Source organism: Pararhodobacter zhoushanensis, from assembly GCF_025949695.1.
Taxonomy (GTDB): domain Bacteria; phylum Pseudomonadota; class Alphaproteobacteria; order Rhodobacterales; family Rhodobacteraceae; genus Pararhodobacter; species Pararhodobacter zhoushanensis_A.
Genome location: NZ_JAPDFL010000001.1, coordinates 1,740,188 through 1,766,347, shown reverse-complemented (window position 1 = coordinate 1,766,347; position 26,160 = coordinate 1,740,188). Strand labels below are relative to the sequence as shown.

Sequence of the window (26,160 nt, the reverse complement as noted above, 5' to 3'; positions counted from 1 at the left end):
ACGATGATGACCAAAGCGCTGGACAAAGGCGTTACGCCGAACGGGACGGGCACCAAGCTCGATATCCTCGGGCAAACCTACTACCTGAAATCGCATTGCGACTCGAGCTTTGCGTTCGAGGCGAACTCGGCCCCCGGCCAGTTCGTCCCCGTTCATATCCACCCCACGCAGGACGAATTCATTCTGGTGCAAGAGGGCGAGCTGGATCTGAAGCTGGACGGCCAATGGACCAAGGCCAAAGCGGGCGATCTGGTGCGCATGCCGCGCGGCATCCCGCACGGGTATTTCAACAAATCCGACAAGCCGGTGCGCGCGCTGTTCTGGGTCTCACCGGCTGGCAAGCTGCAAGAGCTGTTCATGGAGCTGAACGGCATGACCGACACCGACGCGGTGGTGCGGGTCTCGGCCGAGCATGATGTGGAGTTCCTGCCGCCCGAGGCGAATGAATGACCGCAGGACGGGATTGGAACCGCGCCTTTGACAACATGGCCCATGTGGCGGGATCAGCACAGCTGCCCGCCCATTGGGCCGCAGAGGGCGCGGTGTACCGGGCCAGCGGCGTGCGCGTCGAGCAGGACATCGCCTACGGCGATGCACCGCGTGAAAAGCTGGACATCGTCTGGCCCAAGGGCACGCCCAAGGGTCTGGCGGTGTTCGTGCATGGCGGCTACTGGATGCGGCTGGAAAAGGCGCATTGGTCGCAATTCGCCGAAGGCGCGCGGGCGCGGGGCTGGGCGGTGGCGCTGCCCAGCTACACCCTGACGCCGAACGCGCGGATCAGCCAGATCACGCAGCAGATCGCCCGCGCGCTCACCGTCGCGGCCGAGAGGGTTGCCGGGCCGATCCGGCTGTCGGGGCATTCAGCGGGCGGGCATCTGGTGGCGCGGATGCTGTGTCAGGACACCGCCCTGCCCGCTGCTGTCTTGGCTCGGATTGAGCACGCCCTGTCGATCAGCGGGTTGCACGACCTGCGCCCGCTGCTGCACACCGGCATGAACGAGACGCTGCATCTGGACATGGCCGAGGCGACGGCGGAAAGCCCGGCGCTTCACCGCCCCCTGCCCGGCGCGCGGCTGACCGCGTGGGTCGGCGGCGGCGAGCTACCCGAATTCATCCGGCAGGCGCAGCTGATGGCGATGATGTGGGACGGGCTGGACGCGCAAACGCGCTGTGTCGTGGACAGCGTGCATCACCATTTTTCGGTGATCGAGGCGCTCAAAGATCCGCAAAGCCCGCTGTGTGACGCCTTTCTGGGCTAAGCCTTGATTGACGCCCCCTGCCCGGTTCCGTATGCGCGGGACCGGGCGCCTGTGTTCTGCGGCCCGCCAGCAAAGGGCCGACTGATGACCGATACGCCGCAACTCGACGACGCGCATTTTGCCACCCCCGACCTGACGCGCCTGCATCCGGCCGGGCGCGCCACCCATGCGCCGCGTATCCTGCTGCTGCACGGATCGCTGCGCGCCCGTTCGTTCAGCCGCCTGATGAACGACGAAGCCGCGCGTGTCCTGACCCGGCTGGGGGCCGAGACGCGCAGCTTCAACCCCTCGGGGCTGCCGCTGCCGGACGATGCCGATGCCTCGCATCCCAAGGTGCAGGAGCTGCGCGATCTGGTCAGCTGGAGCGAGGGCATGGTCTGGTGTTCACCCGAACGGCACGGGTCGATGACCGGCATCATGAAGGCGCAGATCGACTGGATTCCGCTCTCCTTGGGTGCGGTGCGCCCGACGCAAGGCAAGACGCTGGCGGTCATGCAGGTCTCGGGCGGATCGCAAAGCTTCAACGCGGTCAACCAGTTGCGTGTGCTGGGCCGCTGGATGCGCTGCCTGACGATCCCCAACCAATCTTCGGTCGCCAAGGCTTTCCAGCAGTTTGGCGATGACGACCGGATGCTGCCCTCGCCCTATTACGACCGGATGGTCGATGTGATGGAAGAGCTGGTGAAATTCACCCTGCTGACCCGCGACAGCGCCGCGTATCTGACCGACCGCTACAGCGAGCGCAAGGAAAGCGCCGAGGCGCTGATGGCGCGCGTCAACCAGACCAGTATCTGATCACTCGGCCGCCAACGCCTCGCCCGCGCTGCGGCGGGCGGGCAGCGCCACCGGCGCACCCTTGGGTTTGCGCAGGGCCTTCTGCCACTCGGCCACCCAGGCGATGGCAATCATCCCCGCAACGCCCAGCGGCGGCAGCACCCAGGCCAGCCAGCCCGCCTGTTCCCAGTTGGTCATGATCACCTGAAACACCAGCGCCAGCAGGGTGCCCGATACGAAGACCAAGAGCCCTTGCCGCCCCATCAGCCGCAACGGTGCCGCGAGCGCATGCGCGGTAACGCGCGTCACCACGGGCAGGCACGACAGTACATAGAACATCGCCAGCACATGCAGGAAACGGGGCAGCGCCAGATAGGTCTTGTCATGCGAGACCACGTTGAACGGCACGCCCAAGGCGCCCAACCGGGCCATCTGATGGTTCAGCACCTCGCCCAGACCGGGCAGGTAGCGCCATGCCACGACCAGCACCAGATAGCCCAGCGCCGCCGCAAACAGATACGGATTGCGGGGCACAAAGCGCTCGCCCTTGCGCAAATGGATGCCGGTCAGCAGCCCGGCCACGAACACCGCCTGCCAGGCGACAGGGTTAAAGAACCAGCCGCCGGGGTTGGGATAGTTGGGCAGGTTGAGCCGCCAGATCCCCGCCGCCAGCCAGACCGCCGCCGAGAGCGCGACCAGCAGCACAGGGTGGCGCAGGCCCAGCACAATCAGCGCCGGGCCGACAAACAGCAGCACGCTATAGGCGGGCAGGATGTTCACATAGCCCAGCTGATGGGTCAGCAGCGGGATGCCCAGCAGCGCCTGCTCGGTATTCTCGAACACCTGCCGCAGGTTGATGATGGTCAGCATTTGCGGCAGGTCGAACGCCTGCGCGCCAAAGGAAAAGATCGCGATGGCCCAAAGGGTCATGAAGATCTGCATCAGGTACAAGACCCACGCCCGGCTCCACATCGGCTGCACGGCGGACCAAAGCCCGGTCTTGAGGCGCGCTTCGGGCAGGAAACGCCCGGAATAGGCCAGCCCGGCGGCGATGCCGGACAGGATGAAGAAGGACTCGGCGGCGTCGGAAAAGCCAAGGTTGCGGATCGTCAGATATTCGAACGGGTTGCCGGGCACATGATCAATAAAGATCATCACCAGCGCGAGCCCGCGAAATGCATCAATGCGCGGATCGCGCGCGCGTTTGGTGACGGTCACAGGATCGCGGCGCTCAGAGTGCGACATCGGCACCCTCCGGCAGCGCGGTCTGCACATCCTCGCCCTGCTCCCACCGCGCCACAATCGCGCGGTAGTCGCGGGTCACGGGCGACGGTTCCCCCTCGCCGGGCGTGATGAACACGCTGCGGGTAAGCGGGCGCGAGGTCAGCGCAATCAGCAGCGGCGCGGCCAGCATCGGCAGGCTGACCGGCATCAGCCACAGCGCCAGTTCGGGCGCAATCCGCGCGACCAGCGCCAGTGCCGCAGCCCCGATGGCGCTGATCCACAGACCGGCGCGCAGCCCTTGGGTCAGGCTCAACCGTCCTTCGCCGCGCTGGTTGGCGGGCCAGCCGCCGTCATAGCCGATCAAGACCTGAAACACGGCACGCCCCTGATAGAGCAGCATCACCGGCGCCAGCAGCGACGACAGCAGGATTTCCACCGCGACCGACGCCGCTGCCCGGTCGGTGCCGCCAAAGCCGCGCACCCGGCCCGAGACGGCAGCGCCGATGAGGATGGCCAGCTTGGGCAGGACCAGCAGTCCGGCGATACCGAAGACCAGCGCGGTGATTTCCTTGGTGCGGTCGTCAGGGAAGACCGGGAACAGCAGATGCGGCTCGGGGAAGTAGTTGGGCAGCGGGGCCGCGATGGTCGCCACGATGGACGCGATCAGGAACGCGCCCCAGAGCACCGAGACGAGATAGGCGAAGATGCCCTGCAGAAAGACAAAGCGGCTCCACGCTGACAGACCCGGCGCGAACAGCAGGCGGCTGTGTTGCAGGTTGCCCTGACACCAGCGGCGGTCGCGTTTGGCGAAGGCGAGCAGGTTCTCGGGGCCTTCCTCGAACGAACCTTCGATCGAGCCATCCACCTGCACGCTCCACCCGGCGCGGGCGAGCAAGGCGGCCTCGACGTAGTCGTGGCTCAGGATGTGGCCGCCGAACGGGGGACGCCCGCTCAGCTCGGGCAACCCGCAGCTTTCGGCGAAGGCGCGGACGCGAATGATCGCGTTATGGCCCCAGAACGGGCCGGTCTGGCCCTGCATCCGGGCCAGTCCGCGCGTGAAGACGGGGCCATGGAACCCGGCGGCGAACTGCATGGCGCGGCCAAAGAACGAGCGCGCGCCGATGATCTTCGGCAGGGTCTGCAACAGGCCGAGTTTCGGGTCGGCCTGCATGCGGGCCAGCATCTGACGGATGGCAGCGCCTTCCATCAGGCTGTCGGCATCCAGAATGACCGCGAAATCATAGGCCGCACCCGAGGACCGGATGAACTCCTCGATATTGCCGGCCTTGCGACCCCGGTTGTCCAAGCGGCGACGGTAGAAGATGCGCCCTGCCCCGTTGGTCTGCCTGAGCAGGCGGACGTAGACGTGACGCTCGCGCAGCGCCGCGGCCTCGTCGCGCGTGTCGGACAGGATGGCGATATCCGCCGTCAGTCCCGCCTCGCGGATCGAGCGGTCCATCGCGGCGATGCGCGCGAAGGTGCTGACCGGATCCTCGTTGCAGATCGGCATCAGGATGACCAGCGGGGGCTGCGGCCCCTGAAGGTCTGGCACCGGTTTGGCGCGCATCGGCCACAGACCGACGAAAGACAGCGATGCCCCCCAGGCCAGCCAGGCCGTGGTGACAAAGATCAGCACGCCGCGCACGACGTCCCATAGATCGACACCGTCCTGAATTGCCGCTTCCGCCAGCAAGGACGTTGCGGTCAGCGCGGCAAGCGCGGTGAAGGACAGCGCCGCCGTCCGAACCATCAGCGTGCGGAAATCCGCTTTCAAGGGAGCCCCCATGCGCAGGCGCAATCAGACGCGCTGACGGGGCAGCAACTGCGCGATCAAGCGCACCAGAGACAACCGGGCAACCGGCGCTTCCAGCCGCTGACGCGGCATGTCGAGCGGTGCCGCCGGCGGCGCCCAATGCGCTGCGGGCACCACGTCGGCGGTTTCGGTCATCATCGTATTCGGTTCGGCGTTCATTCCCGCACCCATTGGTAAAGCCATGTCTCGGTCAGCACCCGGTCAAATCCGGTCACGCTTGCGCGTAGCTCAACCACCGCACCGGGATCGCTTTGCACCTCAAGCACGAGGCGCCAGATCTCGGTTCCGCTGATCTTGCTGACAATGGCTTCGGTGACGACACCCCTGTCCGCGCTGACCTGGGCTGAAACGTCCGCATCTGCGGAAAGTTCCCCCAAAAGTCCGCCCTGGAAATCGATCACGAATTTTCGGCGGTCTATTGCCGCTGCCACCCCGGCAACGCCGCCATGACCGGCACGCGTGCGCAAAATAGTGGCGCGCTCGACATTGCGGTCGCCCGGCGGGGTCCGCCCCCAATGCAGCCGATAGCTCAGCTCCAGCGCGTTGCCCTGTTTGAATTCCCCCTCGGGCACCCAGAAGGCGACGATGTTGTCGTTGCCTTCCAGATCCGACGGGATTTCGACCAGACGCACCGACCCCCGGCCCCAGTCACCCAGCGGCTCGACCATCAGCGAAGGACGCGACTCGTAATGCGCCTGCGCGTCGAGGTAATCGCCGAAATCGCGCGACCGCTGCACCAGACCGAACGAGGCCGGGTTGTCAGACCGCAGATACGAGCTGGCCAGCCGCACCGGGTTGTTGAGCGCGCGCACATAGGTGTCGCCCTCGCGGCTGTTGAGCACCAGATATTCGCTGTCATGCACCGCCGCGCGGAAATCCTCGAACGCGCCGGGATCGGCCCCGCCGAACAGGAACATCGAGGTCAGCGGCGCCAGACCCAGTTGCGCGACATCGGCGCGCAGGAACAGCCGGGCGGTGACCTCGACCACGGTATTCTCGCCCGGCGTGATGACAAAGCGGTAAGCGCCGGTGACGGAATCGCTGGCAAGCGCGGCGTAGAGCGTGACGCTGGTCTGGCCGGGCAGCGGGCGCTCCAGCCAGAAATCGGTAAAGCGCGGGAACTCCTCGCGCCCCGACAGGGCGGTGTTCACGGCCAGACCGCGCGCGGACAGGCCGTAAACGGTGCCGCGGCCGAGCGCGCGGAAATAGCTGGCGCCCAGAAAGGCGATCAGCTCGTCAAAGATATCGGCACGGTTGAGCGGCGTGTGCAGACGGAACCCGGCAACGCCGGGCATCACGGCATCGGCTGGCACCGACTCGGCAAGCGTGCCGCCGTATTCGAAATCGGCGGTCGAGAAATCCATCGGCAGTGCATGCCCGTCGACGATCTCATGGATGTGCACCGGTTCGCCGAACAGCCAACCAAGATGGAAAGCGTGCAGACGGAAGTTCTGCGCCGGCTCCTGCCAGCGCGCGCGGGCCGGACGGAAGCGGATGCGCTGGTAGCCGTCATAGTCCAGATCGGCCAGAAAACCCTCGATCGCTTCAGGTGCCGGCGGCGCGGATTCGCTGGCCAGACGCTGCGCTTCGGTCAGGATCTCATAGGAAAACGGTTGCGGCTGCGGTGCCGCAGGCGGTGCTGGCTCGACCGGCGCGGCCTCGGGCGCGGGTTCGGCAGGAGCAACCTCTTGCGCGCGCAGGTGAGCAGGGGCCAGCAGCGCCGTGGCTGCAACGGTTCCGGCCAGCCCCGCCAGAAAGCGGCGGCGGCTGGGGTAGTGGGTGGTCAGAGCCTCGGTCAGATGGCCAGACAACTTAGACACACGCAGTCTCCATTCAATCATTCGGTTAACCTCTTACCACACCGGTAATTTTGCGGTGCAGCAAGAAACACGCCCAAGATGCTGCGCGGCAGAATCCTGCTCATCTAAGCGGCGCGGCATCACAGAGAAGTCCTTCCCTGCACAAACACAAGCCACGTCGCGCGGATTTGTTCATCGCGACGAAGAAAATGCAAAACGGCTGCGCAAGAACCCGCGCACGGGGCCCTCGCACAGCCGAATTTCGTGCCCTTTCAGGCGTGGATCAGCGCATCAGATCAGGCAGGAACAGGGTAATCTGCGGGAAGCTGATAAGCAGGGCCATCACAACGACCTCGGCCAGCAGGAACCACAGCACGCCGCGATAGATTGTCCAGATCGGGACCGAATCACCCACCACGGATTTCACCACAAAGACGTTCATGCCTAACGGTGGGGTGATCATGCCGATCTCGACGTATTTCACTACGATGATGCCGAACCAGATCAGGTCCAGATCCAGCGCTTTCATCATCGGCAGGAAAACCGGCAACGTGATCAGCATGATGCCCAGCGGGTCCAGGAACATGCCCAGCACCAGAAACACCACCGAGATGGCAAGGATCACCAGAATCGGATCGCCCGCAAAGCCGCCGACCATATCCGCCAGCAGCGACGACACGCCGGTCAGCGACAAGAGCCGCGTGTACATCACCGCGCCCATGCCGACGAAGAAGATCTGCGCGGTGCCCGACATCGACTCGCGCAGCGCGTCGACGAAGTTGGGCATCGTAATGCGGCGCTGAACCAGCGCGATCACCAGTGCCAGCGCGGCCCCGGTGGCCCCGGCTTCGGTCGGCGTGACGATGCCGCCATAGAGCCCGCCAATGATGCCGAGGATCAGCAGCGTGACAGGCCACACTTCACGCAGGGCCGACATGCGGTCGGCCTTGAGCGTGGCCAGCTCGGCGTCGTCCAGCTTGGGGGCCAGCGCCGGGTTGAGCTTGCAGCGGATGACGATGAGCGCGACATAGGCGGTCGCGGTCAGGATACCCGGCACGATCCCGGCGATCAGCAGGCGCGAGATCGAGACCTCGGCGAACACGCCGTAAAGCACCAGCATGATCGACGGCGGGATCAGCGCGGCCAGCGTACCGGCCGAGGCCACAACCCCGGTCGCCAGCGCCCTGTCATAACCGACGCGCAGCATCTCGGGGATCGCCAGCCGCCCCATCGCCGCGGACGAGGCCAGCGACGAGCCACAGGCCGCGGCAAAGCCGACGCTGGCCATGTTGGCCGCAACAGCCAGACCACCGGGCAGTGCGCTGAACCACAGACGGGCCGCGCGGAACAGCGACGACGAAATCCCCGAATGGTTGGCAATCGCCCCCATCAGCAGGAACATCGGGATCGCGGTCAGATCCCAGCTGGCGGCAAAGGCGAAGGGTGTCTCGCGCAGAATCGACAGCGCGATGTTGAAGTTGCGCACATAGGCCAGACCCAGCACCGAGACCACGCCCAGCGCCACGCCAATAGGCACGCGCAGCGCGATCAGGGTCAGCATGATGCCCAGCGTGGCCAGTCCGAATTGAAGGGCGTCCATGTCAGGCCTTCTCCCCGGTCACGGGGTTGGTGTTGGTCAATTTGGCGAACAGCCGGAAAATCATCGTCAGCACCATCGCCGCCCCTGCCACCGGCAGGATCCAGCGCGTCGGCCAGATGGGCAGGTAGCCGCCAAGGATCTCCCAGACCTCGCCGCGCTCGGTGCGGGCGGCGGCGGAAACCCATGTCTGCCAGACGAACGCGCTGACGTAGAGGATGACCAGCACATCGACCAACAGCGCGATCACCGTCTGAAACAGGCGCGGCAGGGCGCTGACGAAGATGTCGGCGGTCACATGCTGGTCGCGCAGCGTCACCCAGGCGATGGGCAGGAAGGCGACGGCGATCATATAGTAGCTCGCCGTGATCTCGCCGGTGCCTGCCAGCGGGCTGTTGAAGAGCGAGCGCGCGATCACGTCGATGGTGACGTGCAGCATCATCAGGACGCCGGCGACCATCGACACGGCAAAGAGCGCATTGGCGATCCAGCTCACCAAGCGGTGGAAGAATTTCATGTCACGTCCTCGGGTGCGCGAAAGGGAAGGCCGGGGGCGTGTGCCACGCCCCCGGCCCAAGAGGCAAGCTTACAGGGTCGAGGGATCAACCTGCGAGAACACCTCATCCCAGATCCGCTGGGTCATGGCTTCGACGTCATTGCCCAGCTCGGCCGAGATCGGGCGCCAGCGCTCGACAGCCGCCAGATAGGTGTCGATCAGCGCGGCGGGGTCTTCGACGCCCAGACGCTCACCGGCTTCCAGCAGACGGGCGCGGTCATGCGCCGAGAAGCCTTCGACCATCGCGGTCAGACCGGCGTCGGGTGCAACCAGTTCGACGCCATTGACCTCTTGCTGGTTCTCAAAGCTTTCCTGATCGCGGATCACGTAGTTGCCGATCGTATGCTTGGCGGTGATGAAGGCCGAGGCCCGCATCATCGCCTGCTGCTCGTCCGCCGACAGACCCATGAACAGATCGCGGTTCATCAGGAAGCCGACGGCGGGGCTGGAGTTGCCCAGCGGCAGATCGGTGACATAGCGGGCGTATTCGCCGTAGCCATAGGTTTGCAGCCATTCGCGGGTTGCCATCAGGCAATCCAGACCGCCGCGTTGCAGCAGGCCCACGGCCTCGGTCAGCGTGACCGACAGCGGGGTGCCGCCGCCCATGATCGCCATTTCGCCATACCCGCCGGTGGCGCGGATGCGCAGGCCCGACATCTGCTCAAGCGAAGACACCGGCGAGGTGCACATCAGCCGGTACGAGGCCGACGCGAAGCCACCGAACGGCAGCACGTTGTTGTCACGCGCTTCCTGCAGGCACGACGGGCAGTTCAGGAAGACGGTCTCGGCGGCTGCCGCAGCCACAGCCATGGGGTCATCGCCCGGCACGACGACCGAATAGAGCAGCGTGAACGAGGGCATTGCCTCGGGCGTATAGACCGGGATCTGCAGGCCAGCCTGCATCAGGTCATCGGTCACCGCCGCCAGCGTGCCGCGGCCATCGGCCAACTGGCCACCGGCGATCAGCTCCCATTCCAGCGCGCCGCCGGTGGCCTGCGACATCATCGCGAAGGCTTCGGGCAGCGTGTCGGTGTTCAGGTAATCCGACGCGGGCGGCCACGATCCGTAGATCGGGGTCTGCGCCAGCGCGCCGGTGGCGAGCAGCGTCAGCGCGCTCGTCAGGGTCAGGGTTCTGGTCATGGTCATCATTTACTCCTCCCAGTAAATCGCGCCCATCAGGGACGCATTTCGTCAAAACTTACGCAGGCGTCAGCCGGGCCGGAAGCGAGTGATACCCCCGCAGCCAGTTGATGTAGACGCGCTCGGGGGTGCCGATCAGCTCGATCTTCGCGACCTTGCGCGCGAGGGCTCCCAGAACGGATTCCGCTTCCAGCCGCGCGACCATCTGGCCGACGCAGCCGTGAATGCCGGTGCCAAAAGCCAGATGGCCCACGGTGCGGCGGCTGATGTCATAGGTGTCGGGATCGTCCCAGCGCGCAGGGTCGCGGTTGGCCGCGCCCAGCCACATCATCACCTTCTCGCCGCCGCCCAGCTGCACGCCCGCCAGGTCGGTCGGACCACTGGTCGTGCGGCCGATCACCGGGCTGGGCGCGTACCAGCGCAGCCCCTCTTCAAAGGCCGCACGGGCCAGCGAGGGGTCGGCGCGCAGCTTGTCCCATTGCGCCGGGTTCTCGATCAGCGCCTTGATGGCGATGCCGATGCCAAAGACCGTGGTGTCGATCCCGGCCGAAATGAAGGCACGCACCAGCATGCCTGCGTCATCATTCGAGATCTCGCCCCGGTGTACGGCGCTGTAGATTTCCTCGCCGAACCCGCCGGGAAGCAGGTTTTCCTCGGCCATCTGTGCCGCGACATATTCAAACGTACCTTGCTCTTCCACGATCTTGCGGGCGGCGTGGTACAGGTCGTTCTTTGGCCCCATCGCGTTGAAATTCAACGTGGAATAGGGCATCAGATGGTGCCGCCCCGAGGGCTGCAGGCCTGCTGCATCCGGCAAAACCTTGAACGGGAAAGCAAAGGCCAGATCGCTGGCCAGATCGACCGTGTCGTGCTCCAGCAGGGCATCGACCATGCGGTCAGCCTCGGCGCGGAAATCATCGGCCATCTTGCGCAAAGCGGCGGGGGACAGAACCTTGGCCAGCACTTTGCGGTTGGGGGTGTGGATGGGCGGATCGGCTTCCAGAATGACCGACGGCTTGCGCCACGGCTCTTCGGTCACGACATTGGTCAGCCCGGTGCCAAAGGCCGAGGAAAAGCGGCGCCAATCCTCGAACACTTCGCGCACCACAGCATCGTGGCCGGTGATCCAGAAGCCGTATTTGGGCACCCAGGCAACCGGACCCGCCGCGCGGATCGCTTCATCCAGAGCAATGGGATTATCCATGCTCTCGCGGCTGAACGGGTCGATATCCAGCACGGGACGATCTCGCGAATCGCTGTTGGTCATGGGGCGCTCTCCTCCGAACACGGACAGTTTAATTAGCAACGGGTTTATATTGCAAGTGACTTGTATCTTTGGAAACGATCTAGCTGGCGGCCGCACTCAGCCACAGCGCCACCGCCACCGCGCCCGGATCGGGATGGCCCAGCACCCGGTCGCCGACATAGCTGGACCGGCCCCGGCGCGGCTTCATCTGCCTTGTCGCCTCGGCCCCGCTTTCGGCAGCCTTGGCCGCCGCGCGCAGACGCTGGGACGGGGTGCCGCCAGCCGCCATCGCCCCCAGGGCAGGTGCCAGCGCATCGACCATCGTCCGGTCCCCCGGCTCAGCCCCGCCCAGATCGCACAAGGCCTTGACACCGCTGGCGAAAGCGGCAGCCAGCACCGTGCCGGCGTCACCCTCGGCAGTGTCGAGCGCATTCGCCGCCCCAAAGGCAAGGATCGCATACAGCGGCCCCGAGGTGCCCCCGGTCGAACGCCGCACCACCGCGCCGACATGCCGCCAGAACGCCGCGCCCGACAGGCCTGCCAGCGTCGCTTTCTCGGCAATCAGCGCCTCGGCCCCGCCCGCCAGCGAGCGGCCGATGTCGCCGTCGCCGACCACCTGATCCATCCGCGTCAGTTCGGGCTCGGCCTTGATCAGCGCCGCGCATCCCGCGAGCAGTGCGGCCAGCACCGCAGGCTCCCCTGCCCCGTCTGCCACCACATCTGCGACCGCAGCAGGCGCGGGAACCGTCAGCCCCTCACGCAACCCCGGCAGCATCCACGCCGGAGCCGACGCGGGCGCGTCCAGCGCCGCCAGCCGGTCGTCATCCAGCGCCATCAGCGACAGCGAGACCCCGGCCATGTCGATCGCCGTCAGGAACGTCCCCGCCCAGACGCGCGACACCTCCAGCCCCAGCCGCGAACAGGCGTTGAGCGCGTCGCCGGCGATGATGGAAACCTCCATCGGCGGGGTCGAGCCCAGATTGTTGACCAACAGCGCCACGCGGTCGCCCGCGCTGAAACGGCGGTCGGCGGCGATGGTGTCGATCATATCCTCGGCCAGATGCGCCGAGGGGCGCAGGGTGATGCGCGCCAGCCCGGATTCGCCATGGATGCCCAGCCCCATCTCGATCTCATCCGCGCCCAGTTCGAAATTCGGGGTGCCCGCGGCGGGCACGGTGCACGGGCTCAGCGCCACGCCCATCGAGCCGGTGGCCTTGACCGCCGCCTCGCCGCGCGCCTTGACCTCGGCCAGCGACAGACCGGCCTCGGCCGCAGCGCCGACGATCTTGTGCACCAGAACCGTGCCCGCGATCCCGCGCCGCCCGGCGGTCTTTTCCGCCGAACCCAGCGCCGCGTCGTCATCGACGATCAGCACTTCGGCCTCGATCCCCTCACCGCGCGCGATCTGCGCGGCCAGTCCGAAATTCAGCCGGTCGCCGGTGTAGTTCTTGACGATCAGCAGCACGCCTCCCGGCCCCGCCACCGCGCGGATCGCCGTCAGCACGGCGTCGGTCGAGGGCGAAGCGAACACGTCGCCCGCCACCGCCGCTGTCAGCATCCCCGCGCCGACATAGCCCGCATGCGCCGGCTCATGACCCGAGCCACCGCCGGAGATCAGCGCAACCTTGCCCGCCGCTTTCACCGCGTCCAGATCGGCGCGCACCACGATGGTGGTGCCTTCGATCAGGCGCAGGCCGTTCGATGTGGCAACCAGACCCGCCAGCGCCTGTGGAACGACATCTTTCACGTCATTGATGAGCTTTTTCAACGTGCCCTCCCTCGTGGTTTGCAATTAAACGTAGTCACCGCTAAAGACCTCTGAACGCAGGAGACGCCGGATGCCCGAGACCGACATCATCACCGACCGCGATCTGTCGGTTACGGCCCAGCGCTATGCGCCCTATTACCTGTCCGTCCTGAACAACAGCCTGTCCTGGGGCGCCTCGCAGCTCTACCTTGAGATCTTCGGCATCGGTCTGAACGAATGGCGTGTGCTCTCCGCCCTGCGCAACGAGCCGGGCATTCAGGCCATGCGCATCGTCGAGATGGTCGCGATGAACAAATCCATCGTCAGCCGGTCGAGCCGCCATCTGGAAGAGATGGGCCATGCCGTCGCGCGACTGGTGGATCGCAAGCGGCTGTTGTGGCTGACCCCCTCGGGCGCGGCGCTGCACGACCGCATCATCGCCATCGCGCTGCGGCGCGAGGCCGCGCTGCTGGACGGGTTCAACGAGGCCGAACTGGACACGCTGTTCGCGATGTTCGAGCGCATGCGCCAGAATCTGTCCAAGATCGACACCGTGGACCGCGAGGCCCTCGGGCGCTAGCGCAGCAACGGTCATTGCGACGGCGGCAGATGGACGATCACGCCGTCCAGTTCCGGCCCCAGCGCGATCTGACAGCCCAGACGGCTGCGCGCATCAACCGGGGACATCGCGCAGTCCAGCATCGCCTCTTCGATATCGGCAATCGGTTGCACCTTGTCGGCAAAGGCCGGGTCGATATGGACATGGCAGGTCGCGCACATCGCCGCCCCGCCGCATTCGCCGATCACGCCGTCAACGCCGTTCTGCACAGCGGCCTGCATGATGCTGGTGCCTTCGGACACGTCCAGTTCCGTGCGCGCGCCTGAGGCTGACACAAAGATAATCTTGACCATCGGAAACTCCTCTTCGGCACGGTTTATATTGCAACTTGTTTATAATGCAACACGTATGGTGCAAGTTTTCACGGCCCCGTCGCCAGCCAGCATTGAACCCGGGGCGCAGCCTGATATCATCCCTGTCACCGAGGGGGGCCCCGTCAGGGGGCTGAGAGTCTGACAGCATCGCACGGTACAGCGCAGTGACCCTTTGAACCTGATCCGGATCATGCCGGCGAAGGGACGGGACCGCCGCGCTCTCTCCTTTGCCGGCCTCAAAAGACGAGGCCGCCATGCTGACACCCCCCTGCCCGACCGCCCGATTGCCGCGATCCTTGCTGTCGTGGTGCGCGACGGTGACGTCCTGCTTGTGCGCCGCGCCAATCCGCCCGATGCGGGCCTTTGGGGCTTTCCCGGCGGCAAGATCGAGCGGGGCGAGACGCTGCACGATGCTGCCCTGCGCGAGTTGACCGAGGAAACCGGCGTCTCGGCCCGCGTGTTGCGCGTCTTTGGCGCGCTGGATGCGCTGGACCGGGGTGACGACGAGGCCCTGCGCCATCATTTCATCCTGATCACCGCGCTGTGCCAGTGGACGCAGGGCGAACCCGTCGCCGCAGATGACGCGCTCGACGCGCGGTGGGTCGCTCTCGACCGTCTGGCCGCGTTGCCGCTCAGCCGCGATGTCGCCACGGTCGCCGCGCAGGCGGCAGCGCTGATGGCGGAGGTCGCGCCATGATCGCCAATGTCCTGACCATCGCGGGCACCGATCCGTCCGGCGGCGCGGGAATTCAGGCCGATATCAAGGCCTTTTCGGCGCTGGGGGCCTATGCATGCTCGGTGATCACCGCCGTCGTGGCCCAGAACACGCAGGGTGTGCGGTCCTTTGTGGCGCTGGACCCGGCCTTCGTGGCCGACCAGATCGACGCGGTGCTAGAGGATGTGCGCATCGACGCGGTGAAGATCGGCATGATCGCCAACGCCGGGATTGCCGAGGCCGTGGCGGATCGTCTGCGCCATCACAAGGTGGCCAGAATCGTGCTGGATCCGGTGATGGTCGCCAAAAGCGGCCACGCGCTGCTGGACCCTGAGGCGGTGGCCGCGGTGCGCGACCGGCTGGTGCCGCTGGCGACGCTGATCACCCCGAACCTGCCCGAAGCCGCCGTGCTGCTGGGTCGCCCCGATCACTGGACAGCCGACGACATGCAGACCGCCCTGCCCGAACTTCTGGCGCTGGGATCGGACTGGGTGTTGCTGAAGGGCGGGCATCTGGCCGCAAGCAAGGAGAGCACCGACCTGCTGGCAGGCGCGGATAGCGTGACGGCTTTCGCCGCGCCCCGCATCACCACCACCAATGACCACGGCACCGGTTGCACGCTGTCTTCGGCCATTACGGCGCTGCTGCCCGGCCTCGGGATGGTCGAGAGCGTGCGGCAGGCCAAGGCCTATCTGCACGCCGCCCTCGGCGCCGCCGAGGCGCTGGACGTGGGCCACGGCCACGGGCCGGTCCACCATTTCCACGCCCTTTGGCCGTCAGGCTGACCGCCGCAATCGTCCGTCCCGCTGCGCGCGGTGAGCGGTCCGCGCGCCCGGCGATTGCTCAACCCGCACCACGAGGCGCAAAGGACCATCATGAGTCGTGGCTCGATGACAGACCCATGGCAGGTCAGCCGGACAATCCGCTCTTTGCCGAGCAAAGGGATGAGCTACCTTGAGCCCGCCAGCGCGACCGGCTGGTGCAGGTCACCGCGCGAAAGACGCGCGATGACGGTGGCACGCTGCTGTTGAAGAGCGACACCTGCCGTGCCCGGGCGCTGTCGATGGCCTGTGCCATTACGTAGCCGCAGAACACCACGCGCGGCAGCTTGGTCAGCGCGGACGGCGTGACGCAGCCTGACCCGGCCCCGCGCCTGTCCGCAGGCAGGGTTCCGCCACGCATGGCACGAAAGGAGACGGACATCCCGTCCGAACCACGCCGCAGCGGCGTGCTGGGCTGGCATGAGAACCGCCGGACCATCGGGGACCGGCGGCAGTCGGTCAGGCAAGGAAACCGGCCATCCGGCCGCGAATGATCGCCTCAGCATCGGCCACCATCCGTGACAACAAGACCGCACAGGTGGGGATATCGTGGATCAGACCCTGGATCTGTCCGGCCCAGATCAGCCCGGCATCCAGATCGCCCGTGGTCAGCGCCTGCCGCCCCTTGGCGCCTGACACCATCGGACGCACATCCTCGAACACAGCGCCGGGGCGCGTGCCGATCTCGACCACCCTGTCCGACACCGTTGTCTTGGCGACCCGTCCGGTGTTCTTGAAGCCCCGGAAGATCAGGTTGGTGTCGCGCTCGGTGTTGCTGACCAGCATCGCCTTCACGTCATCATGGATCGGTGCTTCGACCGTCGCGCAAAAGCGGGTGCCCATGTTGACCCCCTCGGCACCCAGCGCCAGCGCCGCCGCCAGCCCGCGCCCGTCACCGATCCCGCCCGAGGCCAGCATCGGCACCGTCACCTGATCGGCTGCGGCGGGGATCAGGACCAGCCCCGGCACGTCATCCTCACCGGGATGGCCCGCGCATTCGAACCCGTCGATCGAGATGATATCGACGCCCATGCGCTGCGCCGACACGGCATGCCGGACCGACGTGCATTTGTGCAGAACGGTCAGGCCATGCGACTTGAACTCTTCGACATGCTCCTGCGGCCGCGAGCCTGCGGTTTCCACGATGGTAACGCCACTGTCGATGATCGCGCGGCGATACTCGGCGTAGGGCGGCGGTGAGACCGAGGGCAACAGCGTCAGGTTCACGCCGAACGGCTTGTCGGTCATTGCGCGGCAGCGGTCGATCTCGCGGCGCAGATCGTCCGGGGTCGGTTGCGTCAGCGCGGTCAGGATGCCCAACCCGCCCGCGTTGGACACGGCCGAGGCCATCTCGGCGGTGCCGACCCACATCATGCCGCCCTGCACGATGGGATGCTGGATGCCGAGCATCTCGGTGATCTTGGTTTTCAGGGCCATTCAGAGCGCCTCCACAATCGTCACATTCGCCAGACCGCCACCTTCGCACATGGTCTGCAAGCCGTATTTCTTGCCCCGCTTGTGCAGCGCGTTGACCAGCGTGGTCATCAGCCGCGCGCCGGACGCACCCAGCGGGTGCCCCAGCGCGATGGCCCCGCCGTTGACGTTCAGCTGTGCCGGATCAGCGTCAAGCATCTTGAGCCAGGCCATCGGCACCGGGGCGAAGGCCTCGTTGACCTCGTAAAGGTCGATGTCGTCGATGCTCAGACCCGCGCGCCTGAGGGCCTTGATCGTTGCCGGGATCGGCTCTTCGAGCATGATCACCGGATCACCGCCGGTGACGGTCATGGTCACGATCCGCGCCCTTGGCGTCAGGTTGTAGCGTTTGAGCGCAGCTTCCGACACCACCAGCACCCCCGCCGCCCCGTCGCAGATCTGCGAGGCATTGGCGGCGGTGATCATGCCGCCTTCCTCAAGCAGCCTGACCGCGCCGATCGACTCGAGCGAGGCGTCGGCGCGGATCCCCTCGTCGCGGCTGTGCATCCCGCCGTCGATGGCCAGCGGCACGATCTCGTCGGCAAAGGCCCCGGCGTCGGTCGCGGCAGCAGCACGGCGGTGGCTTTCCAGCGCGAAGGCGTCAAGCTGCGCGCGGTCAAACCCGTGCTTCTGCGCGATCATCTCCGCCCCCTTGAACTGGCTGAAATCGCGGGTGCCAAAGCGTTTGGCGATCCGGTCGCTGAACGGGCCGATGCCAAGCCCCTCTTTGCTGTGCAAGGTCAGGTTCGAGAACATCGGCACACGGGTCATGGATTCCACGCCCATCGCGATCACCACATCCTGCGTGCCCGACATCACGGCCTGCGCCGCAAACTGGACCGCCTGCTGGGACGAGCCGCACTGGCGGTCAATCGTCACGGCCGGGACGCTTTCGGGCAGGCCCGAGGCCAGCACGCAGTTGCGGCCAAAGGCAAAGGCCTGCTCGCCAGCCTGCGTCACGCAGCCGACGATCACATCGTCAATCGCCACCGGGTCGATGCGTGAGCGCGCGACAAGCGCGTCGATCACCTCGGCGCCCAGATCGGCGGGGTGCCAGTTTGCCAGCGCGCCCTTGCGACGCCCGCCCGCAGTGCGGACCAGTTCGACGAGATAGGCCTCGGCCATCGGTGTTCCTCCTGAAAGACGGCCCGGACTGGGCCGCATGTTTGATCCCTGCGGCCCGGTCAGCCAGCGGCAGGCTTTCATGGCCGCGACGGCCAGCGCGACAAACCGCGGCCCCGGCATTCGCCTGAACGTCGGGGGCCGCGCGGGTCATGCCTCTTGCGCTTTTTTCCAGTCGCGCTTGATCTTCTTGGCCAGCGACCATTTGTGCACCTCGGTCGGGCCGTCATAGATGCGGAAGGCGCGGATTTCGCGGAACACCTGTTCGACGATGGTGTCACCGGTCACGCCCTGCCCGCCCATCACCTGCACGCAACGATCCGCGATGCGCATCAGCGCCTCGGACACCGCCACCTTGGCCATCGAGCTTTGCGCCGTGCCGCCCGCCCCGGTGTCGAGCACGTCGGCACACCAATAGGTCATCAGCTCGGCCTGCTTGAGGTCCAGCAGGTTCTCGGCCAGCATGAAGCCGACGCCCTCATGGTCAATCAGCTGCTTGCCAAAGGCCATGCGGCGGTTGGCATAGTCGGTCGCGATCTCGTTGGCGCGCACGCAGGCCCCCAGCCAGCGCATGCAATGGCTCAGCCGCGCGGGCGACAGGCGGACCTGCGCATAGCGGAAGCCCTCGCCGCTTTCGCCCAGCATCTGCGTCGCGGGCACGCGCAGGTTGTCGATGCTGACCACGGCGTGACCGCCGGGCATTGAGCTGTCGATGGTATCCATCACCCGCTCGATCCTGATCGCCGGATCGGGCAGATCGACCAGAAACATGCAGGCGCCCTCGTCAGATTTCGCCATGACGATGCCCACCCCGGCCCCGTCGGCCCCGGTGATATAGGTCTTGCGGCCATTGATCACCCAATGGTTGCCGTCCATGCGGCAGGTGGTCAGCATCATCGACGGGTCCGAACCCGCGCCGCCATCCTCGGCCGGTTCGGTCATGAAGAAGGCCGAGCGCTTCTCGCCACGGATCATCGGCTCAAGATAGCGCGCCTTCAGTTCGGGGCTGGCGACCTTGCCGAGCAGGTACATGTTGCCCTCATCGGGCGCGGCCGTATTGCAGGCGATCGGACCCAGAGGCGACAGGCCCGAGCGGATCAGCACGGCGGCTGTCTCGCGCTGGGTCAGGTGGCCGCCATCGGGCAGGACATGCGGGGTCAGCACCCCGGCCTTGCGCGCCAGCGCCTTCAGCTCGGTGGCCAGTTCGTCACTCGGCCCGTGCGACGTGCGGCGCGGGTCGCGTTCATAGGGCGCGATGGTCTCGCGGACGAAACGCTCGACCCGGTCGGCGATGTCGAGCGCGCGGTCCGAGATGCCGGTGGTTTCCAGAAGGTTGCTCATTTCGGGGCCATCCGAATTGCGCCGTCCAGACGAATGACTTCGCCGTTCAGCATGGGGTTGTCGATGATCGCGGCGACGAGTCGCGCGTATTCGGACGGATCGCCCAGACGCGGCGGGAACGGCACCTGACGGCCCAGACTGTCTTGCGCCTCTTGCGGCAGCGAGGCCAGCAGCGGGGTCATGAACAGGCCCGGCGCGATGGTCATCACGCGGATGCCATAGCGGGCAAACTCGCGCGCGACGGGCAGCGTCATGCCGACAACGCCCGCCTTGGACGCGGCATAGGCCGCCTGACCGATCTGACCGTCAAACGCCGCGACCGAGGCCGTGTTGATCGCCACGCCGCGCTCTTCGCCCAGCAGATCGGCGGTGTGCAGGGAGGCCGCGAACTTCGACAGCACGTTGAACGTGCCCAGCAGGTTCACACTGACCACCGAGGCAAAGGACGACAGCGCCAGCGCCTTGCCCTCACGGTCAACGACCTTGGCGGGTGGCCCAATCCCGGCGCAGTTGACCAGAATGCGCGCCTTGCCATGCATGCCCTCGGCGGCGGCAATCGCCTCTTGCACGGCGTTTTCATCGGTCACGTTGACCTTGAAGAAGGCCCCGCCCAGCTCGGCCGCCTTGGCCGCGCCCAGCGCTTCGTTCATGTCGAAAATCGCGACTTTGGCACCGGCCTTGGCCAGCATTTCCGCCGTTGCGCCGCCGAGGCCCGAGGCCCCGCCGGTCACGATGGCCGCCTGATCCTTGATGATCATGGGGTGGTTCCTTTCGGTGTTAAGTCAGCCCTGCTTGGGCTCGTATGCGTCGCGCAGCCCGCGGCTGATCAGCGTGGAAGGTGGCGCAACGGGGACGGTCGGCGGCAAAAATGACTCGATGACCCCTAATCGGTCCGATGCCACCCCGCGCGCCCGGATCGTCACGATCCACCGCGCGCAGGGCGGCTTTGTGTCAGTTCTTCAACCGTTTGCCGGTGGCCAGCATGTGCTCCATCCGCGCGCGGCTGGGGGCGCTTTGCACCAGCTCCAGAAACGCCGCCCGCTCAAGCGCCATCAGCTGTTCCTCGTTGCGGGTATCGCCCGGCTGCGCATCCGGCCCGCCGGTCAGCACGCCGATGATCACCTCGGCCAGATGGACATCCACGTCCGACAGCGCCCCCATGGCACGCTGGTCGCGCAAAGGGGCCAGCAGCGCTTGCGCGCCCTCACGCCCGGCGACCGCCACGGCCAGAGGCGCGGGCGGCGAATAGCCCGGCACCAGCGCCAGCGCGCGCGCCTTGGCCGTCGCGATCAGGTCGGGGCGGAACATGACCAGCGCGTCGTCTGGCCGCAGCAGACCCGCCGCCCTGCCCGCCGCCGCCGAGGGCGCGATTTCGCCCGCGTAGATCGTCGCAAAGGCGCGGGCTGCGTGCTCGGTCGGGCTGGCGTCCAGCATCGCTGCCGCGGCACGGGCCAGAAGCTGGGTGCACCCACCCCAGGCGGGCAACAGCCCAACGCCGGTTTCGGGCACGCCGATTCTGGCTTCGGCATGCGCCACCGTGGCCGAGGTATGCATCTGGAACTCGCACCCGCCGCCCAGGGTGAAGCCGTGGATCGCGGCCACCACCGGCACCGGCAGGCGGCGCATTTTCAGGAAAAGCTCTTGCCCGCCGATGACATAGCCAAGGATGGTGTCCATCCCGCCCGGCAGATCGAGCCGATCGAGGAAGAAGCTCAGATCCGCCCCTGCCGAGAACGCGCGCGCATCGTCATTGCCCAGCACCAGCGCGGTATAGTCCTTGCCCGCAGCGTCCAGCGTTTCGCCCAGCAGGGCCAGCACCTCGGGCGCGAAGGTGTTGAGCTTCGAGCGTGCCCGGAAGCAGGCAACCCCGTCGCCCAGATCGTGCAGCGTGGCAAAATCGTTCGCGCGGATCACCGGCGCACCGTCCAGCGAGGCGCGGCGCGGGCGCTTGGGCGCGGCGTCGATCAGCCCCACCTTCGCCGCCAGCGCAAACGGCCCCTGTTTCCACGAATACCCCAGCTCCATCGCGATATCGACCGAGGCCGGATCGCTGGCGATCTCGTCCGCATGCGCCTGCGCATAGGCCAGCACCGCGCTCAGCACCGCCTTGGCATAGGCACCCGACGCGCTGTCCTCGGCCAGTAGCGCGCGCGGGTCGCGCGGCACGGGCGTGGTCTTTTGCTCGGGCCGGTAGGTTTGCGTGACCAGATCATACGCCTCGCGGCTGCCATCCGCCGCCTTGCGGTAGAAGCCCGCCTTGGTCTTGCGGCCCAGATGCCCCTTGGCCAGAAGTCCGGTGAACACCGCGTCTTGCGTGATGTCATAGCCGCGCAGGGCGTCATCGGCGGGCAAAGTGCTCAGCAGACTGCCCCAGACGTTGGGCACCAGATCAATGCCGACCAGATCAAAGAGGCCAAACACCCCGGTGCGCGGAATGCCAAGGCCAGCGTGCACCGCGTCCGCCTGCTCGACGCTCAAGCCCAGACGCTGGGCTTCCATCGCGGCGGCGGCCATCCAGAAACAGCCAATCCGATTGGCGATGAAACCGGGCGTGTCGCGGCAGTCGATGACCGTTTTGCCCAGCAGCACCTCGGACGCGCGGTGTAGGCGCTGCACCATCGCCGGGTCCGCCTGCGGGTCGCAGATGATCTCCAGCAGCTGCATCACGCGGGGCGGGTTGAAGAAATGGGTAATCGCGAAGCGCTTGGCCAGAGCGGGGTCCATCCCCTCGGTCAGCGCCGCGCGCGGGATGGTCGAGGTGTTGGATGACACGATCACATCCGCCTTCAGATGCGGTGCAATCGAGCCATAGAGCGCGCGCTTGACGTCCAGCTTTTCGATCACCGCCTCGATGATCCAGTCGGCCTGCGCCAGCCGGTCAAGGTGATCCTCGACATTGCCGACACGCACCAGTTGGGCGGCGTCGGGCGCCATGAAGCCACCGATCTGCAGTTGCCGCGCCAGACCCGCCTCGGCCGGGGCGCAGCCAGAGTCGCCGCCCTTCATGTCCAGCAGATCCACCGCGATCCCGGCATTGGCGAAGTGCGCGGCGATGCCGCCGCCCATCGACCCCGCGCCGATCACCGCCGCGCGTTTGATCCCGGTATCCCCGGCCCCGTAAACTTGCATCAATCCCCCCTCGCCCGCGCACGGGCCTTTTTCTCTCAATCCGTTGCAGCGCCCCGTCCGGTCAGCCCCGCCATCAATGTCTGCACGACCTGCTCGGCAACCTCGGGCGCGCTCATCGGCCCCTCGGCGTTAAACCAATTGCCCAACCCGTTGAGCGCCTGAGCGGCGGTAAATGTCGCGATGCGCACATCGCGCACCCGCACCGAGCCATCCGCACCGCCCTCGACCACCAGCTGCCGGATCAGCGCATCAATCTCGCGCTTGAGCGCGCGGAACTGCTGGCGGCTGGTTTCGGACAACAGATGGTCCTGCGTCCGCGCGACGCAGATGCCGAAATCGTCCATCATCGTCAGCGCATAGACCGTCAGCACCCCGCGCAACCGCTCGGCAGCGCTGCCGCCCTGCGCGGCGGTCCGGCGCGAGGCCTCGATGATCGCATCCAGCCCCCGGCGCGTGCACTCGAACAGGATCTCATCCTTGTTGGCGAAATAGTGGTAAATCGTCGGCTTGGTCACGTTCAGCGCCGTTGCCACCTCGTCCAGCGAGGTCGCATGATAGCCCTTGGTGTTGAACAACCGCGCCGCCGTACGCAGCACCGCCTCGCGCTTGGCCGCGCGCTCTGCCTCGCGCTCGCTCTGGCTGGACCAGGGCGAGATCGGCGGTGGCGGCAAGGGTTTTGGCGGGGCGGCTCATGCGTGTAATACTGTTGCGTCTTTTTGTTACCCGTTGGTATACGGGTTACCAATGGGATAAACCACCGTCAACTGTGGCGGCACCGCAGGCGAGGAAACAGCATGATCCTGACCGATGACCAGACGATGGTGCGCGACATGGCGCGCCGCTTTGCCGCCGAACAACTGGCCCCCAGATCCGCCGAATGGGACGAAACCGCGCATTTCCCGCGCGATGTGGTGGCGCAGATGGGCGCGCTGGGGCTGATGGGCATGCTGGTGCCCGAGGAATGGGACGGCGCGCTGACCGATACCGTCGCCTATGCCTGCGCGCTTGAGGAAATCGCGGCGGGCAACGGTGCGCTGTCGACGGTGATGTCGGTGCACAACTCGGTCGGCTGCGTGCCGATCCTGCGCTTTGGCACCGAGGCGCAGAAAGAGACCTACCTGCGCCCGATGGCGCGCGGCGAATGGCTGGGCGCGTTCTGCCTGACCGAGCCGCAGGCGGGCTCGGACGCCTCGGCCCTGCGCACCCGCGCGGTGCGCACGAATGGCGGCTGGGTGCTCAACGGGGTCAAGCAGTTCATCACCTCGGGCAAGAACGCCGATATCGCGATTGTCTTTGCGGTGACCGATCCGGGCGCGGGCAAGAAGGGCATCTCGGCCTTTATCGTGCCGACCAACACGCCGGGTTGGCGCGTCGCATCGATCGAAAAGAAGATCGGCCAGCACCTGTCAGACACCGCGCAGATTGCTTTGGAAAACCTTGAAATACCCGCTGAAAACCTGCTGGGGGCCGAAGGCGAGGGCTACCGCATCGCCTTGTCCAATCTTGAGGGCGGGCGTATCGGCATCGCGTCGCAATCGGTCGGCATGGCCCGCGCCGCGCTGGACGCAGCGGTCAGCTATGCGCAGGAGCGCATCAGCATGGGCAAGGCGCTGATCGAGCATCAGGCCGTCGCCTTCCGGCTGGCCGATATGGCCACCCGCGTCGAGGCCGGTCGCCAGCTGGTCCTGCACGCCGCCGCACTGAAAGACGCAGGCCAGCCCGCACTGCAAGCCGCGTCGATGGCGAAACTTTTTGCGTCAGAGATGGCGGAAAAAGTGGCCTCGGACGCGATCCAGACCTTTGGCGGCTATGGCTACACCCGTGACTTCCCCGTCGAGCGCATCTGGCGCGACGTGCGCGTGTGCCAGATCTACGAGGGCACCAGCGACATTCAACGCATGGTCATCGCCCGCGCCCTGAACGTTTGACAGGACGCCCCTGACACAGGATTCCATTGGCATCGCCGCCGCCCAGATGGGCTGGGGGCTGGTCAGGGGAGGCCCCGGCGCGTCAGGCCGCGCTGACGCTGGGCACCGCCTGCACCACGCTGAGCACGATGTGCGGCTCGGGAATGCAGGCGCAGATACTGGCGCATGACCGCGTCGGCGCGTCGCCCGATTGCGGGCTCAGGTGGTTCCTGCCGCGCCGCGTGGGTCGGGGGATGGCATTCGGGCTGATGCTGACCGGCCGCGCGCTGAACGTGGAAAAGGCTCTTGCCTGCCGATTTTTGGACTGGGTTTTAGATAAGGGCGGCTTCGACGCCGCCGCGCCCGCCACCCGCGTTGCCGCCGGGCCGACGCTGGCCTTTGGTCATACCAAGGCGCTGATGGACAGGGATCCGGGGCTGGCCGATCATCGCGAAGCCAAGCGCCGCGCCTCCATCGCCCCCAGCCGCACCGCCGATTTCGCCGAAGGGGTCAGCGCCCTTGTCGCCAAACGCGACCTGGTGTTCCGGGGGCCTGAGGGGGTGCCATGGCCGGGATGCGCCCGGCCATGGCTTTGTCAAAGCTCAGCCTCAGAACGGGCTGTCGGGGTAGTAGAAGTCCTCGGCGTTGTCTTGGGTGACCAGCACCGAGCCGATGATGAACTCGCCCGAGACAGGGGCCGAAGACACCAGACCGACAGCCGTCAGCTCGATCGCGGTGGCGATCATCGACGGCGGATAGGTCACGTCGGCGGGGATCATCGTGTCGCCTTCCATGACGCGCTGGATCATCTCCTTCATGCCCGCACCACCCAGAACGAACTGGATATCGCTGCGGCCAGCGGCCTCGATGGCGGCCAGAACACCGACTGCCATGTCATCATCCGACGCCCAGACCGCATCAATCTGCGGGTGGCGCGACAGGAAGTCCTGCATCACGGTGAACGAGGTATCCCGGTTCCAGTTGCCGTGCTCCATGCCGATGATCTCGATGCCCGAGCCCTCAATGGCGGCCTGGAAGCCCTCGACGCGCTCGTTGTCGATCGTGGTCGGGATGCCGCGCAGCACGACGATCTGACCGCCGTCCGGCATCGCCGAGACCATGTATTCGCCCGACACACGGCCGAAATCAGGGTTGTTGCCCGCGACGTAGAGATCCTCGATCCCCTCGACGGCCAGACCGCGGTCAACGACCGTCACCCAGACACCAGCTTCGGACACGGCCATTACCGGGCCGGTCAGCGGCTCGGATTCGAAGGGCAGCACGACCAGCGCGTCGATGCCGCGCGTGGCCATCATGTCCTCGATATCGTTGACCTGACGCGCCGGGTCCGACGCCGTGGCCAGCACGAAGTCGAGCTGCGGATAGGTTTCTTCCAGACGATCAACCGTGGTCTGGGCGAAATAGTTCATGCCGCCCGCCCAGCCATGGGTCGCGGCCGGGATCGACACGCCGATGACCATGGTTTCCTGGGCCAGCGCGGGTGCTGCCAGCACCGCGGCCATGGCAAAGGCAGATGCGAAGTTCTTCATGTGGGTTCCTCCCC

24 protein-coding genes and 1 riboswitch are annotated in these 26,160 nt (G+C 66.5%); of the genes, 7 read left to right on the top strand and 17 right to left on the bottom strand.

The genetic code is table 11. The annotated features are described in order from the left end of the window. The first annotated feature begins 6 nt into the window (after nt 1-6). From OKW52_RS08780 to arsH, 3 genes are all read left to right on the top strand, one after another. Nucleotides 7-450 (top strand): cupin domain-containing protein, encoded by a 444-nt coding sequence (locus OKW52_RS08780; protein WP_127110100.1) that lies wholly within the window; start codon nt 7-9, stop codon nt 448-450. Further along, a complete protein-coding gene (locus OKW52_RS08775; RefSeq protein ID WP_264505360.1) occupies nt 447-1,259 on the top strand; it encodes an alpha/beta hydrolase in 813 nt (270 codons plus the stop codon). The genes OKW52_RS08780 and OKW52_RS08775 overlap by 4 nt, the downstream gene beginning before the upstream one ends. Before the next feature lie 84 nt (nt 1,260-1,343). Beyond that, nucleotides 1,344-2,054 (top strand): arsenical resistance protein ArsH, encoded by a 711-nt coding sequence (gene arsH / locus OKW52_RS08770; RefSeq protein WP_264505359.1) that lies wholly within the window; start codon nt 1,344-1,346, stop codon nt 2,052-2,054. Here the strand turns inward: arsH and OKW52_RS08765 are convergent, their stop codons facing one another. The 9 genes from OKW52_RS08765 to OKW52_RS08725 all read right to left on the bottom strand — a co-directional run bounded on the left by OKW52_RS08765 (nt 2,055) and on the right by OKW52_RS08725 (nt 13,176). Next, nucleotides 2,055-3,278: an OpgC family protein gene (locus OKW52_RS08765; protein ID WP_264505358.1), complete on the bottom strand. Its 1,224-nt coding sequence runs from the start codon at nt 3,276-3,278 to the stop codon at nt 2,055-2,057. Then, nucleotides 3,265-5,043 carry a glucans biosynthesis glucosyltransferase MdoH gene (gene mdoH / locus OKW52_RS08760; protein WP_406622207.1) on the bottom strand — a complete coding sequence of 593 codons (1,779 nt, stop codon included), beginning with the start codon at nt 5,041-5,043 and terminating at the stop codon, nt 3,265-3,267. Before mdoH ends, OKW52_RS08765 begins: the two co-directional genes overlap by 14 nt. A 12-nt stretch (nt 5,044-5,055) precedes the next feature. Further along, a complete protein-coding gene (locus OKW52_RS08755; RefSeq protein WP_164736733.1) occupies nt 5,056-5,229 on the bottom strand; it encodes a hypothetical protein in 174 nt (57 codons plus the stop codon). Further along, complete coding sequence (locus tag OKW52_RS08750) at nt 5,226-6,890, bottom strand: glucan biosynthesis protein (protein ID WP_264505357.1); 1,665 nt, start codon at nt 6,888-6,890, stop codon at nt 5,226-5,228. Before OKW52_RS08750 ends, OKW52_RS08755 begins: the two co-directional genes overlap by 4 nt. Nucleotides 6,891-7,152: 262 nt before the next feature. Then, nucleotides 7,153-8,469 carry a TRAP transporter large permease gene (locus OKW52_RS08745; RefSeq protein ID WP_264505356.1) on the bottom strand — a complete coding sequence of 439 codons (1,317 nt, stop codon included), beginning with the start codon at nt 8,467-8,469 and terminating at the stop codon, nt 7,153-7,155. 1 nt (nt 8,470) lies between these two features. Next, on the bottom strand, nt 8,471-8,983 hold the full coding sequence (locus OKW52_RS08740) for a TRAP transporter small permease (RefSeq protein WP_264505355.1): 513 nt from the start codon (nt 8,981-8,983) through the stop codon (nt 8,471-8,473). A gap of 69 nt (nt 8,984-9,052) precedes the next feature. Next, nucleotides 9,053-10,168, bottom strand: a complete 1,116-nt coding sequence (locus OKW52_RS08735; protein ID WP_264505354.1) for a type 2 periplasmic-binding domain-containing protein — start codon at nt 10,166-10,168, stop codon at nt 9,053-9,055. A gap of 52 nt (nt 10,169-10,220) precedes the next feature. Further along, nucleotides 10,221-11,429 (bottom strand): cytochrome P450, encoded by a 1,209-nt coding sequence (locus OKW52_RS08730; RefSeq protein WP_264505353.1) that lies wholly within the window; start codon nt 11,427-11,429, stop codon nt 10,221-10,223. 79 nt (nt 11,430-11,508) lie between these two features. Continuing rightward, a complete protein-coding gene (locus OKW52_RS08725) occupies nt 11,509-13,176 on the bottom strand; it encodes a dihydroxyacetone kinase family protein (RefSeq protein WP_264505352.1) in 1,668 nt (555 codons plus the stop codon). Nucleotides 13,177-13,246: 70 nt separating this feature from the next. On the opposite strand from OKW52_RS08725, the gene OKW52_RS08720 reads away from it, so the two are divergent. Continuing rightward, complete coding sequence (locus tag OKW52_RS08720) at nt 13,247-13,735, top strand: MarR family winged helix-turn-helix transcriptional regulator (RefSeq protein ID WP_264505351.1); 489 nt, start codon at nt 13,247-13,249, stop codon at nt 13,733-13,735. Between the two features lie 11 nt (nt 13,736-13,746). On the opposite strand, the gene OKW52_RS08715 is transcribed toward OKW52_RS08720, so the two are convergent. Beyond that, nucleotides 13,747-14,067 carry a 2Fe-2S iron-sulfur cluster-binding protein gene (locus tag OKW52_RS08715; RefSeq protein ID WP_264505350.1) on the bottom strand — a complete coding sequence of 107 codons (321 nt, stop codon included), beginning with the start codon at nt 14,065-14,067 and terminating at the stop codon, nt 13,747-13,749. 121 nt (nt 14,068-14,188) lie between these two features. Beyond that, nucleotides 14,189-14,310, top strand: a riboswitch (TPP riboswitch). Between OKW52_RS08715 and OKW52_RS08710 the strand changes: the two genes are divergently transcribed. Further along, nucleotides 14,279-14,785: an NUDIX hydrolase gene (locus tag OKW52_RS08710; protein ID WP_264505349.1), complete on the top strand. Its 507-nt coding sequence runs from the start codon at nt 14,279-14,281 to the stop codon at nt 14,783-14,785. Its footprint overlaps the riboswitch before it by 32 nt. Beyond that, nucleotides 14,782-15,588 (top strand): bifunctional hydroxymethylpyrimidine kinase/phosphomethylpyrimidine kinase, encoded by an 807-nt coding sequence (gene thiD / locus OKW52_RS08705; RefSeq protein ID WP_264505348.1) that lies wholly within the window; start codon nt 14,782-14,784, stop codon nt 15,586-15,588. The genes OKW52_RS08710 and thiD overlap by 4 nt, the downstream gene beginning before the upstream one ends. Nucleotides 15,589-16,083: 495 nt before the next feature. On the opposite strand, the gene OKW52_RS08700 is transcribed toward thiD, so the two are convergent. From OKW52_RS08700 to OKW52_RS08675, 6 genes are all read right to left on the bottom strand, one after another. Continuing rightward, nucleotides 16,084-17,061: an NAD(P)H-dependent flavin oxidoreductase gene (locus tag OKW52_RS08700; protein ID WP_264505347.1), complete on the bottom strand. Its 978-nt coding sequence runs from the start codon at nt 17,059-17,061 to the stop codon at nt 16,084-16,086. Then, entirely contained in the window at nt 17,062-18,222 is a 1,161-nt protein-coding gene (locus OKW52_RS08695) for an acetyl-CoA C-acetyltransferase (protein WP_264505346.1), read from the bottom strand. A gap of 147 nt (nt 18,223-18,369) precedes the next feature. Beyond that, nucleotides 18,370-19,560 carry an acyl-CoA dehydrogenase family protein gene (locus tag OKW52_RS08690; RefSeq protein WP_264505345.1) on the bottom strand — a complete coding sequence of 397 codons (1,191 nt, stop codon included), beginning with the start codon at nt 19,558-19,560 and terminating at the stop codon, nt 18,370-18,372. Next, complete coding sequence (locus tag OKW52_RS08685; protein WP_264505344.1) at nt 19,557-20,318, bottom strand: SDR family NAD(P)-dependent oxidoreductase; 762 nt, start codon at nt 20,316-20,318, stop codon at nt 19,557-19,559. The genes OKW52_RS08690 and OKW52_RS08685 overlap by 4 nt, the downstream gene beginning before the upstream one ends. 193 nt (nt 20,319-20,511) lie before the next feature. After that, a complete protein-coding gene (locus tag OKW52_RS08680; RefSeq protein WP_264505343.1) occupies nt 20,512-22,689 on the bottom strand; it encodes a 3-hydroxyacyl-CoA dehydrogenase/enoyl-CoA hydratase family protein in 2,178 nt (725 codons plus the stop codon). A gap of 35 nt (nt 22,690-22,724) precedes the next feature. Further along, the gene (locus OKW52_RS08675) at nt 22,725-23,360 is read right to left on the bottom strand and encodes a TetR/AcrR family transcriptional regulator (RefSeq protein ID WP_264505342.1); all 636 of its coding nucleotides are present in this window, start codon (nt 23,358-23,360) and stop codon (nt 22,725-22,727) included. 123 nt (nt 23,361-23,483) lie between these two features. On the opposite strand from OKW52_RS08675, the gene OKW52_RS08670 reads away from it, so the two are divergent. Beyond that, nucleotides 23,484-24,617, top strand: a complete 1,134-nt coding sequence (locus OKW52_RS08670) for an acyl-CoA dehydrogenase family protein (RefSeq protein WP_264505341.1) — start codon at nt 23,484-23,486, stop codon at nt 24,615-24,617. A 587-nt stretch (nt 24,618-25,204) separates the two neighbouring features. On the opposite strand, the gene OKW52_RS08665 is transcribed toward OKW52_RS08670, so the two are convergent. Next, a complete protein-coding gene (locus tag OKW52_RS08665; protein WP_406622206.1) occupies nt 25,205-26,146 on the bottom strand; it encodes an ABC transporter substrate-binding protein in 942 nt (313 codons plus the stop codon). Nucleotides 26,147-26,160 lie beyond the last annotated feature (14 nt).

Coding starts and splice junctions, on each gene's coding strand:
- OKW52_RS08730 (WP_264505353.1), bottom strand. CDS start 11,429: ATGACCAACAGCGATTCGCGAGATCGTCCCGTGCTGGATATCGACCCG.
- OKW52_RS08680 (WP_264505343.1), bottom strand. CDS start 22,689: ATGCAAGTTTACGGGGCCGGGGATACCGGGATCAAACGCGCGGCGGTG.
- OKW52_RS08715 (WP_264505350.1), bottom strand. CDS start 14,067: ATGGTCAAGATTATCTTTGTGTCAGCCTCAGGCGCGCGCACGGAACTG.
- thiD (WP_264505348.1), top strand. CDS start 14,782: ATGATCGCCAATGTCCTGACCATCGCGGGCACCGATCCGTCCGGCGGC.
- OKW52_RS08745 (WP_264505356.1), bottom strand. CDS start 8,469: ATGGACGCCCTTCAATTCGGACTGGCCACGCTGGGCATCATGCTGACC.
- OKW52_RS08775 (WP_264505360.1), top strand. CDS start 447: ATGACCGCAGGACGGGATTGGAACCGCGCCTTTGACAACATGGCCCAT.
- OKW52_RS08685 (WP_264505344.1), bottom strand. CDS start 20,318: ATGATCATCAAGGATCAGGCGGCCATCGTGACCGGCGGGGCCTCGGGC.
- OKW52_RS08690 (WP_264505345.1), bottom strand. CDS start 19,560: ATGAGCAACCTTCTGGAAACCACCGGCATCTCGGACCGCGCGCTCGAC.
- OKW52_RS08765 (WP_264505358.1), bottom strand. CDS start 3,278: ATGTCGCACTCTGAGCGCCGCGATCCTGTGACCGTCACCAAACGCGCG.
- OKW52_RS08710 (WP_264505349.1), top strand. CDS start 14,279: ATGCCGGCGAAGGGACGGGACCGCCGCGCTCTCTCCTTTGCCGGCCTC.
- OKW52_RS08665 (WP_406622206.1), bottom strand. CDS start 26,146: ATGAAGAACTTCGCATCTGCCTTTGCCATGGCCGCGGTGCTGGCAGCA.
- OKW52_RS08695 (WP_264505346.1), bottom strand. CDS start 18,222: ATGGCCGAGGCCTATCTCGTCGAACTGGTCCGCACTGCGGGCGGGCGT.
- OKW52_RS08735 (WP_264505354.1), bottom strand. CDS start 10,168: ATGACCATGACCAGAACCCTGACCCTGACGAGCGCGCTGACGCTGCTC.
- arsH (WP_264505359.1), top strand. CDS start 1,344: ATGACCGATACGCCGCAACTCGACGACGCGCATTTTGCCACCCCCGAC.
- OKW52_RS08700 (WP_264505347.1), bottom strand. CDS start 17,061: ATGGCCCTGAAAACCAAGATCACCGAGATGCTCGGCATCCAGCATCCC.
- OKW52_RS08740 (WP_264505355.1), bottom strand. CDS start 8,983: ATGAAATTCTTCCACCGCTTGGTGAGCTGGATCGCCAATGCGCTCTTT.
- OKW52_RS08670 (WP_264505341.1), top strand. CDS start 23,484: ATGATCCTGACCGATGACCAGACGATGGTGCGCGACATGGCGCGCCGC.
- OKW52_RS08780 (WP_127110100.1), top strand. CDS start 7: ATGACCAAAGCGCTGGACAAAGGCGTTACGCCGAACGGGACGGGCACC.
- mdoH (WP_406622207.1), bottom strand. CDS start 5,043: ATGGGGGCTCCCTTGAAAGCGGATTTCCGCACGCTGATGGTTCGGACG.
- OKW52_RS08755 (WP_164736733.1), bottom strand. CDS start 5,229: ATGAACGCCGAACCGAATACGATGATGACCGAAACCGCCGACGTGGTG.
- OKW52_RS08720 (WP_264505351.1), top strand. CDS start 13,247: ATGCCCGAGACCGACATCATCACCGACCGCGATCTGTCGGTTACGGCC.